The sequence below is a fragment of the Bradyrhizobium sp. STM 3562 genome, from assembly GCF_045571435.1.
Lineage (GTDB): Bacteria > Pseudomonadota > Alphaproteobacteria > Rhizobiales > Xanthobacteraceae > Bradyrhizobium.
The window spans coordinates 3,420,214-3,431,249 of sequence record NZ_CP120694.1 but is presented as its reverse complement, the minus strand read 5'-3'; the positions used below and the strand labels follow the sequence as shown (position 1 = coordinate 3,431,249).

Sequence of the window (11,036 nt, the reverse complement as noted above, 5' to 3'; positions counted from 1 at the left end):
ATCGCCGATGTCTGAGCGCTCTTTCCTAACGGAGACGAACCCATGACGAAAATCATCTTCATTGACGGCAAAAACCGCGCCCGCAGCATCGATGCCAAGAACAACAGCACCGTCATGAGTGCTGCGGTCAACCACGGCGTCGGAGGCATCGTCGCGGAATGCGGCGGCAACGCGATTTGTGCCACTTGCCATGTCTATGTCGATGAAGCTTGGCTGCCGACGCTCGGACTTGTTGGCGAAGACGAGGATATGCTGCTCGACACCACTGCAGCTATTCGTCGCCCAAACAGCCGGCTGGCCTGCCAGATCAAGGTCACGCCGGCACTGGATGGTTTGACTCTGCGGCTGCCGGACCGGCAATCGTGAACGCCGGTCCATTGCTCCGAGATTCGGGCAGATCGCGGCAAAGTCGGCCGGCCAAACTGCCTCGGCCCTGAGGATCAAGCCGCGTGACGGGTGATCTCATCTCCGGCCTTGTAGCGGACGAAGAGCGTGAGTAACGCGGCAACCAGAGGACCCGCGGCAAGCGTCAGAAATGCGAGCTTGAAGGATGCCGTCGCGGAAAATACGAGCCCGATCACGATGGGAACGACGATGCTGCCGACTTGCCAGACCGCGTTCGTTATGCCGACGGCGGTCCCGGTGCGCTGCATCCCGGCAATTTCGCTGACCAGAGCCACCAACACGGGTGTGTAGACGAACGCAAAGAGACCAAGCACCGGGGTTACGAACCGAAGCTGGGCGACATCGCTCAACAGGCCATATCCCGCGAGAGTGATTGCAAATCCACCAAATAGCACGACCAGAACCGCCTTTTTCCGCGGCGCGCCGACGAGGTCGAGCACAAATCCCATCACAGGCTTCGATACCAGGCCCGCTGCACCGAACAGCGCCATCAGGCTTCCCGTTTCCACCGACGTCATGCCGAACCGCTTGGTCATGAGCGCATTGGCCCAGAATGCGACGCCCCACGTTCCCCACATCGCGCAGAATCCTGCGACGGCCAGCAGCGTCAAATTACGATCGCGGAAGACAACCAGCGGATCGAACCGCGCACTCCGTGGCGGCGCTCCCGGAGCCTTGCGGTTGCGCAAGGCGAAGAAGGCGAGCAAGCCGAACAGCGAGGTTGCGAGCCCCAGCACATGGTAAGCACCGCCCCACCCAAAGATGACGCTCAGGTTGGGAACGAGCGCGTTCGCGACCACCACGCCGAACGAATTGGCGCTCGTCAGCAGGCCCATTGCGCGACCTCGCTCGGCCAGGCCAAACCAGGATACGATCAACTTGACCGTGGCCGAGTGATTGGCCCCAGCGGACAGGCCCATCAACATCTGCAGGGCGAACCCGAAAGGAACGTTCGACGTAAAGCCGAAGCAGAACGTCGCGATCCCGAGCGGCACAAGCGACATCAACATCACGCGCTCGGGCCCTAGCCGGTCACTCGACAGTCCGCCAACCACGTTCGAAACGACGTAGCCGGTGTAGAAGGCCGTGACGAAGACGCCGAGCGCGGCCACCGGAATACCAAGCGACTGGCCCGCGGCGACGGCCACGGTTGCCCATGCGAGCCGATCCGTAAAGGTCAGCGTCACGGCGGTCCAGGAGATAAAGAGAACGGCCCAGCGGAAGGCCGGCGCAAGGCGCGTCTGTCCGTCGGATGCCGCCGTGGCGGAAATGGGCGAAACGGAGCTCACAGGAGCACTCCCTGCGCCGCGAGAGCATCCTGCAGCGCCTTCGGATCGACGGCGCGCGGGCGAATATTACCGCGCAGGGCGATGTCCGCGGCCGTGCCGGCGGCCTCTCCCATGGCAAAGCAAGCGCCCGTTACGCGGGCCGCGGACTGACCAAGATGCGTCATCGACGCGCAGCGGCCGACGACGAACATGTTGTCGATCGCGCGCGGAAGGATCATTCGGTACGGCAATTGATTGTAGCCCCGCGCCTTCGGGATATCCGGCCAGCGCCAGGCTACATCGCCTTGCGCGTGCTCCTCGATCGGCCAGCCATTCCGACCGATACTGTCTGCGAAATCGGCGCAGCCGAGCACGTCGTCCTCCGACAGAACGTAATCGCCAGTAATCCGCCGGGTCTCGCGGATGCCGAGTTGCGGCGCGATGTCGACGATGTAGGAGTTCTCAAAGCCCGGCACTGTCTGCAGGAATCGAAAGGTGCGCAGCACCTGCTCGCGGCCCTGCAGCTCGCCGCGACTGAGGCTGGCGGCGTCAGTGCCGTCGACGGCCAAGCCATCCGCCTCATGAAGCTGGGTGATGTTGACGCGCCATTCGATTGGATTCTTCTGCGGCCTGACGATGGCTCCCTTGCGCGGAAAGGAGAAGCGTCCTTCGGCTTCCGCCTGCTCCATCAGTTTCGGAATCGTCGACCATGCCTCACCAGCCCGCTCCGGATCGACGCCATTGATCCGAAACATCGTCGAGGGATAGAGCATGTTGCCGGAGCCATCGCCCTTTTCGAAGGGCGCGCCCGCCCAGACGGCCAGGTCGCCGTCGCCGGAGGCGTCGACGAACAGGCGGCCCTTGACGGCCATGCGTCCGGATTTTGTTTCCAAGATCACCGCGTCGACGAGGCCCTCCGAGGCCATGGCAACGCCGACGGCAAAGGCGTGAAAGAGGACATCGACCTTGGACTGAAGCAGCAAGTCGTCGGCGGCAAGCTTAAAGGCGGGCACGTCGTAGGACCGCGCAAGGATCTTGCCGAAGATAAGGTGGGGCGTGTTCAAGCCGCCCAGGCGCTCGATCCTCGCGAGCAGCTCGTCGGCAAGTCCACGGACGACTTGAATGTGCTCGCCATGAACATTGGCATAGAGGCCACAGAAGTTCGTGACCCCCGCGGCGGTGCCCATTCCGCCGAGAAAACCGTGGCGCTCAACCAGGAGAACCTTGCGGCCGGCGCGCCCGGCGGCGACGGCGGCCATGAGGCCGGCGGGCCCTCCACCCAACACAACGAGTTCATATTCTCCAAAGAGAGGCGTGGTTCGTTGCGGTTCGACGATCGACCCGGGCATCTCTCCCTCAGCTCCGCTTGTTGATTTGCCGGGACCGTAACCACGCCCGCCCGGCCGGAAAAACCAGCTTGCCAAGCATTCACTTTTCGTGAATCGTGAATAATGGACATGCTTGAAAACATGCGGGCTTTCGTCGCGGTCGCGAAAGCCGGCAGCTTCACGGCGGCAGCGGAAGCGCTCAATCTGGCGACCTCCGTTCTCACGAAGCGGGTTTCGCAGCTCGAGCGCGCGGTTGGGACGGCGCTTCTCCACCGCACCACAAGACGAGTCGGCCTGACTGCCGAAGGCGAATATCACCTCGCCCGGATTACGGCCGCCGTTTCCGCTTACGACGAAACCATTTCCGCGATCCGCAAAGGCACCCAGAAGCTCGAAGGTTCGATCCGCATCAAGGTGCCGAGCACGCTTGGTCTGGTACGCCTCAACCGCCTGATCCGCCAGTTCGTCAACGAGCATCCCGGGATCGACGTGGAGGTGCTTCTTCTGGACGGGCCCCTCAATCCAAGTGCTGAAGGGATCGACATCGCCATCACGGCATTTCCGGCAAGCTTCGCCGGGGTTGCGGACGAATTCCTATGGCCGCTTCGTCGCAGCTTGGTTGCCAGCCCCGAATATCTCGCATCGAAAGGTACACCTGAGCATCCGCGGCAGCTCGCAGCGCATCATTGCATCGTCTACCAGCCGACGGGCGCGAGCTGGTCGTTCCTCGGTGAAACCGGGGTGATCAGCGTCACCGTTCCTTCCCGGCTGTCGAGCAATGACATGCTGATGCTTGTGGACGCGACAAAGGAAGGCATGGGGATCGGGCTGCTCAGCGACTACGTCACGGCGCAGGATGTGAAGACCGGCGCGCTGACATGCGTGCTTCCCGGGTTTGCCGTGCCTGACCTGTGGGTCAAGGCGATGGTGCCGGTGGAAAGATTGCACCTGCCGCGGGTTGCAACGCTACTCCGCTTCCTGCGGCTGCATGGCGGGGACACCCCGGCCGCAAGTTCGCCCGAGACCAACGATTAGGCGCTGATCAGACGCCCCTGAGTTCAGTTCGCCTGCACCATAAAGCCATCGAAGAACGCCGCGAGTTCCTTATAGCCATCGAGCGGGAGAACGTGCGCAACGTACTGATCCGGCCGCACCACCACCATGCACCCGGTTTCGCGTTTGACGCCGCGCATCGCAAAGATGTCGTGACCGGATTTCAGATCCGGACAGAACATTTTTTCGTAATCGCAAAGCCCGTAGCGACCCTTTCGCGGGAGAAGAAGCGCCGGCATGGTCTCAATGGCAAGTTCGCGATGACCCTGCTGGAAGATGGCCCGGACGTCGATCACTGAATCGATGTCCGCCTCCGTTGGGGTGTACCTCCTGACAGGAGACTCCCCGCTGTCGGCAAGAAAGCTGCACAACGCGCGGAGGGCGGAGTTGCCCGCCGCGGGATCTTTCGCTCCGGCAAAGGCGAAGATCCGAAAGCGCCCGTCCGCCTTGACGACGTGACCGAGATGGACAGGCTTCGCATCCGCAAGGCGGATGACCGGCGCCGAATGAAAGCGTTTGCCGATCACGAATCCTTCGGCGAGATGCTGGTACGTCGGGTCAGCAGTGATGATTGACGGACGGTAGTGCGTCGCCGTGCCCGCGGTATAGCGCCCGTGCCTGACGAAATAGCTCTGCGTCTCGGCAGGATCGACGGTCTCACCTTGCCGATTGGCAGAGGCGAGGATCGCGGCCCATTCGCGATCGAAGTCGATCAGCTCCTTCGCGACGGCCTGACGTTCCGCCGAATAGGTGTGCAGAAGGCGTGGCGCGCACTGCTTGCGCAGGACCGAGGCAAGCTTCCATCCGAGATTGAAGGTGTCCTGCATGGAGACGTTCATGCCCTGCCCCGCTTTCGGGCTGTGCGTGTGGCAGGCATCGCCGGCGATGAACACGCGAGGCAGGCGCGTCGTCAGCTCCCGTTCCGGCACGTCGTCGAACTTGTCGCAGAGCCGTTGACCGATTTCGTAGACCGACCACCAGGGGACCTCTTTGACCTCCAGCGTGTAGGGCTTAAGAATCCGCCGCGCTTTCGCGATCAGGTCGTCCAGAGTGATGTTGCGGTTTGCGACCCGCTCGCCGATTTCAAGCTTTGCGAGTTCCACATAGAGCCGAACAAGATAGCCCCCCTCCCGCGGGATGATGAGCATGCTGCCGTCGGAGGCCGACTGGATCAACGACTTGAATCGAATGTCCGGGAAGTCGGTGACGGCCAGCACATCCATGACGCCCCAGGCGTGGTTGGCGGAATCGCCATGAAGCTCGCGCCCGATCGATTTGCGCACGGTGCTGCGTGCGCCGTCGCAACCGACCAGGTAGCGGGCCTTGACGCTTTCGATCTGTCCTTCATGCTTTGGATCTATCCGCTCGAGCCTGACAGTCACCGCGTGATCTGCAAAGTCGGCCGCAGGCTCGGTGCGAACATCCAGCAGTCGTCGCGCGTAGTACGGCTCGAGCTTTGCGGCCGACCTGCCCATGACGTCGAGAAAGAAATCATGCACCCGTGCCTGGTTCAAAACGACGTGCGGAAACTCCGACAGCCCGTCTTCGACGTCCTGCACCCGGCCACTGCGGACGATCTTGTCGCTTGTCTTTGCATCCGGCTTCCAGAACGTCGTCTCATTGATCCAGCAGGCCTCCTTCAGCACACGCTCGCTGAACTCATAGGCGTGGAACATCTCCATGGTACGGCAGGCGATGCCATCGGCCTGCCCGAGCAGCAGCCGGCCCGACTTCTGCTCGACGATGCAGGTCTTGATGTCACCAAAAGCAGACAACTGGGCCGCCAGATTGAGGCCAGCCGGCCCGCAACCAATGATCAGGACGTCGACCTCCTGCGGAACGGAGCCGGACGCGCCCGAGGCCAGAATGCGCTCCGCCGGGTCAAAAATTTCAGGGTTGCCCGGCGCAAATCCGTTCAGGTGAAATTGCATGCTACCGGTCCTCCCTTTTCAGCCGCTCAGGCAGGTCGCGGCGTTTCGATATTGATAAGCATGCTGATGATCAGTATACTTGTCAAATCGCGGGCACCTCATGGAGAATTCGGTGAGCGACATCAACGACATGCCCGGACATCTGGCGCGACGTTTCCAGCAGATTGCGGTGGCGGTGTTCCTGACCGAAGTCGAGGAAGCGGGCTACGACCTCACGCCCGTGCAATATGCGGCGCTGCTGGCGATCAGGGCAAATCCTGCAATTGATCAAGCGACCCTTGCGGGCCTGATCGCTTATGACCGCACCACCATCACGGGCGTCGTCGATCGTCTCGTGCAGAAAGGCCTGGTGATCCGCCAGTCCAGCAGTCACGACAGGCGCGTCCGCCAGCTCCAGATCACGGATGAGGGCAAGCAGACGCTGCGCCGGGTTACGCCGGCGGTCGAGGCCGCGCAGCGCACCATGTTGCGGGGGCTCACCGCAAACGAAGCCGGTGAATTGATGCGACTGCTGCGAAAAGCAATCGCCGCCGGCAACGAACTCAGCCGCGCGCCCTTGCGGGGTGCAGCGACAAGCGCGCCAAGCGCCGACCGTCCGGCCAAGTGAAGCGCGCACGGCGCGGCGATCCGACGCGACCTATTGGTCTCCGCTCCGCGAATGTCGGCTCTTTTTGATTAGGATCGGCTCGAGGTGCTCACTGAGGAGCTCGTCACTGCCCCTCCAGCTCCTTGAACGCCTCACGCGCATTGCGGAAGGCGTCGATGCCCGCAGGCACACCGCAATAGACCGCGACCTGCAGCAGGATCTCCTTGATCTCATCCTTGGTCAGTCCGTTCTTCAGCGCACCCTTGACATGCAGCTTCAGTTCGTGCGGCCGGTTCAACGCCCCGAGCATCGCCAAATTGACAATGCTGCGGGTGCGGCGGTCGAGACCCGGTCGGGTCCATAGGGCGCCCCAGCAGAACTCGGTCGACCATTCCGCCATGGTGCGGGTGAATTCGTCCGCGCCTGCAATCGACTTGTTGACGTAGTCTTCCCCGAGAACTTCCTTGCGGACCTTTAGACCCTTCTCGAACAGACTGCTGTTGCTCATGATCGTCCTTCCATGTTTGAGGGAAATGGTTCGGTTGTAGATGGTTGAGCGATCCGCCCGCCCCTACCCGACTGGTTCACCAGCGCCGTGATGTCGTCGAGCGTATCGAGGCGCCACACGGCATCGATAAGCCTTTCCGCGTCCCAATCGCTTCCGCCCAAGCTTAGATTCGCGCGCAGCTTCGCTTCGATATCGCGATCGGAAAGCGGATCCGCGAGACTGCCACGCGGCGACATCACGGTTTCACTCAAGGTCTCGCCCGATAGCAGCAGGACGGTGACGCGCGCGGCTCCGTCCGGCAACGACGCGTCGAGCTCCGCCTTGACCTTTCTCCGCAGCCGCACAAGCTCCGGGCGAAACACCCTAGCCGGCGAGAACTCCTCCACGCCGGCGGCACCGATCCACAAGCCGCAGGCGACGGAATGATGAATGCTGACCCTGGCATCTCGTTCGTTTTCGACCGCACGATCACCGCGCGCAAGCAGCAGCGGCGATCCCGCCACCGTGACCGAGGCGATCTGATCGAGGCGTCCCTCGAGGCGAGATCGCAGCCTGAAGCAGGCGTCGATCACCGCATGAAACACAATCCCGGCCGGATAAGGCTTATAGGTGTTCTTGGCGACCTCCCAGGTTTCGCCCAATCGGCGCGTGAGACGTTGCAGGTTCGGCTCGTCTGCCATGGCACGCGCCCAGCCCAGCGGTCCCTCGATCGCGCGCGGCGCCGCCGCATATCCTTCCGCCGCCAGCAAAGCAGCAAAGAGTCCGTTCCGTGCGGCGTTGCCAACGCTCACATTCTTCGCGGCGGTGGGCAGGTTCTCCACGACACCCGACGACTGGCTGGCGGCAATCCCGATCGCGTTCGCTATCCTCTCGGCCGGCAGCCGGAGCAGCTTGGCGCTAGCGGCAGCCGCTCCAAATATCCCGCAGGTGGAGGTGATGTGCCAACCGCGTGCATAATGGCCGGGCGAAACAGCGTTGCCGATACGGCACTCGATTTCCACCCCGAGCACAAAGGCGGTCAAGACATCGCGCCCCGGGAGCTTGCGTGCTTCCGCAAGCGCCAGCACCGGAGCCGCGACCGGTGCGGCCGGGTGAATGATCGTGTCGGGATGCGTATCGTCGTAATCCAACAGATTGGCCGAGATGGCGTTGACGAACGCCGCGCAAAGCGCATCCAGCCGCTCTGTCCGGCCGATGATCGCCGAGGTCGCCGCACCGCTGAACGGAGCCAAGGTGCGAAGCGCGACGCTGACCGCCGGATCAAAGGCAGATCCCAGGCTTGTGGCGAAGAAGTTCAGGATTGAGCGTTTCGCTTCATGACTCTGCGCCGCAACCTCCGTCCATGACGCGCCGGCGACGAAATCCCCGAGCGTCTTGCTGATGCCGGAAGCCTCGTTCCCTTGCACTGGGCGATTTCCCCGAATTGTTTTCGCGATCCTAGTCCGAGCTGCGACCAACTGTCGACTGCAAATTCTCCGGCTTGACAGATTGACTGACAATCTTAACAGTTAGGCACCGGCCCCGAACGTGCCGGTGCGTCGTCAACAACGACGAACGCATAACAACGACAGACAATAACAACGACAACCATAAGAGCGCGCAGCTCAAAAGCGCGTTGCAGGGAGTGAGCCATGGCGGGAGAGACACTCGGCTTCATTGGCACGGGCCGCATGGGCGGCCCCATGGCGGGGCGATTGCTCGACGCGGGCTATTCCCTCATCGTCTACGACGCGCAGAGCGAGGCCACCAGGCCGCTCGTAGCGCGCGGCGCGCGGGTCGCCGCATCGCCGGCCGACGTGGCGTCCCACGCCGAGATCGTCCTGACCAGCCTGCCTACGCCGGACATCGTCAAGACGGTCGCGTTGGGATCCGATGGAATCGTCGGAGGAGACCGCGCGCGGATCATGATCGACCTGTCGACGACGGGCCCGGGCGCGGCCAAGCAAGTCGCGGAGGGATTGAAGTCCCGCAGCGTGACGCTCGTCGATGCGCCGGTGAGCGGCGGCATCAAGGGCGCGGTCAACGGCACGCTTGCCGTGATGGTGTCGTGCCCACAGGCGACTTACGAGACTGTTCAGCCCATCCTGAAGAATTTCGGCAAGCTGTTCTACACCGGCGACAAGCCGGGCGTCGCCCAGACGGCGAAGCTCGCCAACAATCTGATGGCGGCCGCGGCTCTGGTGATCACCTCCGAAGCGGTGGCCATGGGCGTCAAGGGCGGCGTGAATGCCAAGGTGCTGATTGACATCATCAATGCCAGCAGCGGCCGCAACAGCGCTTCCGAAGACAAATTTCCGCGCTCCGTGCTTCCGGGCACGTTCGATTTCGGCTTTGCGACCGGCCTCTCATACAAGGACGTAAGGCTCTGCGTGGATGAAGCAGAGGCGATGGGCGTACCGATGGTCTGCGGCGCGGTCGTCCGCCAGATGCTGGCCATCACCAACGCGAAATACGGCGCGTCTTCCGATTTCACCTCGATTGCGAAGGTCGTCGAGGAATGGGCCGGGGTGCAGATGCGCGGGTAAGGACGAAAGCAATCGCGGGAGCGGCGATCCTCATGAGCATCGGCCTGAGCGGATCCGGCGAAACGTCCATGGCGCGGCAAATGGCGCGCTCCGCCCTCGCCCTCCGCTTGGCGGATTTCGATGCCGAAGTCATCGCGAAGGCAAAGATCTGCCTTCTGGATTTTCTCTCCTGTGCATTCGAGGCTTCCGATCATCCCTGGAGCCGTCAGGCCATTGCGACCGTTTATGCATCCAACAACGGCTCCACGATCATCGGCCCCGGCCTGCTGGCAAATCCCGGTGATGCCGCATTCGCCAATGCGGTCATGGGCCATGGCCTGGTTCGCGAGGACATGCATGCGGCGAGCATTTCGCACCACGGCGTGGTGATCTGGCCGACGCTGCTCGCGCTGTCGGAACAAACTGCGCTGTCGGGCGCCGCCCTGCTCGCTGCCGCGATCATCGGCTACGAGACCGGAGCGCGGATCGGCCGCGCGCTTATGACGCCCGAGCTTGCCCGCCTTCATCGCCCGACCGGGCTGGTGGCGCCGCTTGGCGCTGCGCTTGGGGGCGGCTACGCGCTTGGCTTGTCCGAAGGCGCCGCGACCAGCGCGATCGCCATTGCCGCCAATACGTCCGGCGGACTCAACGAATGGCCGCATAGCGGCGGCTCGGAAATGTATTTCCATCCCGGCTTTGCCGCGGCCAACGCGGTCAGGGCCGTGCAGCTTGCCGCGGCGGGCGCAATCGCCTCCGAGACCATTATCGAGGGAGAGGCAGGTCTCTTCGCCGCCTATGGCCGCAAGCGCGCGCCCGATCGGATCGAGCTGTTCCCTGGCGGCGAGGCCGAACTCATGGCCGTCTACAACAAGCCGGCGCCGGCCTGCAATTTCGCGCAAACGGCCTCGCAGGCGGCGCTGCGTATCACGTACGAGCTCGCCGGCTCCGACGAGATCGAATCCATCGCGATCCGCGCTCCTCAAGCTGCGGTTCGTTATCCCGGATGCGATTCGAAGGGTCCATATCGGAATGCGCTCCAGGCGAAGATGAGCATTCCCTTCAGCGTGGCGTCGACCTTGGTACGGGGCGAGATCGAAGAAGACAATTATCTCCAGTTGGACGATCCCGAAATTGCGCGGCTGCTCGCGCTGACCGACCTGCAGGGCGATCCCGGCTTCACCGCCGCGTTTCCCGCCAAGCAGGGCGCGGAGGTCATCGTCCGCCTGCGTCAAGGCAAGACGATCCGGCAGCGGCTCGCTGACGTCATTCCCGCGAGCCCTGCGCAAATTCGCGCACGGTTTCGCGATGCAGCGGGTCACTCCATCGGCCAAGACCGCGCGAAGCGGCTGGAGCATCTCGTTGATGCCTGCGACTCCCTGCCGAATGCCCGTGTGATCGCCGCACACTGCCGACAGCCCTCCGAGCAAACTGTGCGATCAGCATCATAGCGGTC

The 11,036-nt window shown here is 63.0% G+C and carries 10 protein-coding genes; 5 read left to right on the top strand and 5 right to left on the bottom strand.

What is annotated here, in order from left to right; translation table 11 throughout:
• The first annotated feature begins 42 nt into the window (after positions 1-42).
• Positions 43-366: a 2Fe-2S iron-sulfur cluster-binding protein gene (locus P6U23_RS15775; RefSeq protein ID WP_407180633.1), complete on the top strand. Its 324-nt coding sequence runs from the start codon at positions 43-45 to the stop codon at positions 364-366.
• A 74-nt stretch (positions 367-440) separates the two neighbouring features.
• Here P6U23_RS15775 and P6U23_RS15770 read toward each other — a convergent pair whose 3' ends face one another.
• Both P6U23_RS15770 and P6U23_RS15765 read right to left on the bottom strand, forming a co-directional pair.
• On the bottom strand, positions 441-1,694 hold the full coding sequence (locus P6U23_RS15770) for a nitrate/nitrite transporter (protein ID WP_407180632.1): 1,254 nt from the start codon (positions 1,692-1,694) through the stop codon (positions 441-443).
• Positions 1,691-3,022, bottom strand: a complete 1,332-nt coding sequence (locus tag P6U23_RS15765) for an FAD-dependent oxidoreductase (protein WP_407180631.1) — start codon at positions 3,020-3,022, stop codon at positions 1,691-1,693. Before P6U23_RS15765 ends, P6U23_RS15770 begins: the two co-directional genes overlap by 4 nt.
• 108 nt (positions 3,023-3,130) lie before the next feature.
• Between P6U23_RS15765 and P6U23_RS15760 the strand changes: the two genes are divergently transcribed.
• Positions 3,131-4,036, top strand: coding sequence for a LysR family transcriptional regulator (locus P6U23_RS15760; protein WP_407180630.1), 906 nt, complete (start codon positions 3,131-3,133; stop codon positions 4,034-4,036).
• A gap of 23 nt (positions 4,037-4,059) precedes the next feature.
• Here P6U23_RS15760 and P6U23_RS15755 read toward each other — a convergent pair whose 3' ends face one another.
• Positions 4,060-5,985 (bottom strand): FAD-binding monooxygenase, encoded by a 1,926-nt coding sequence (locus P6U23_RS15755; protein WP_407180629.1) that lies wholly within the window; start codon positions 5,983-5,985, stop codon positions 4,060-4,062.
• Between the two features lie 112 nt (positions 5,986-6,097).
• Here P6U23_RS15755 and P6U23_RS15750 point away from each other — a divergent pair, with 112 nt between their 5' ends.
• Complete coding sequence (locus P6U23_RS15750) at positions 6,098-6,592, top strand: MarR family winged helix-turn-helix transcriptional regulator (protein ID WP_407180628.1); 495 nt, start codon at positions 6,098-6,100, stop codon at positions 6,590-6,592.
• Positions 6,593-6,695: 103 nt separating this feature from the next.
• Here the strand turns inward: P6U23_RS15750 and P6U23_RS15745 are convergent, their stop codons facing one another.
• The gene (locus P6U23_RS15745; RefSeq protein ID WP_407180627.1) at positions 6,696-7,079 is read right to left on the bottom strand and encodes a carboxymuconolactone decarboxylase family protein; all 384 of its coding nucleotides are present in this window, start codon (positions 7,077-7,079) and stop codon (positions 6,696-6,698) included.
• Positions 7,076-8,485: an MmgE/PrpD family protein gene (locus P6U23_RS15740; protein ID WP_407180626.1), complete on the bottom strand. Its 1,410-nt coding sequence runs from the start codon at positions 8,483-8,485 to the stop codon at positions 7,076-7,078. Before P6U23_RS15740 ends, P6U23_RS15745 begins: the two co-directional genes overlap by 4 nt.
• Before the next feature lie 225 nt (positions 8,486-8,710).
• Between P6U23_RS15740 and P6U23_RS15735 the strand changes: the two genes are divergently transcribed.
• On the top strand, positions 8,711-9,604 hold the full coding sequence (locus P6U23_RS15735) for an NAD(P)-dependent oxidoreductase (RefSeq protein WP_407180625.1): 894 nt from the start codon (positions 8,711-8,713) through the stop codon (positions 9,602-9,604).
• A gap of 32 nt (positions 9,605-9,636) precedes the next feature.
• On the top strand, positions 9,637-11,031 hold the full coding sequence (locus P6U23_RS15730) for an MmgE/PrpD family protein (RefSeq protein WP_407180624.1): 1,395 nt from the start codon (positions 9,637-9,639) through the stop codon (positions 11,029-11,031).
• Positions 11,032-11,036: the final 5 nt, after the last annotated feature.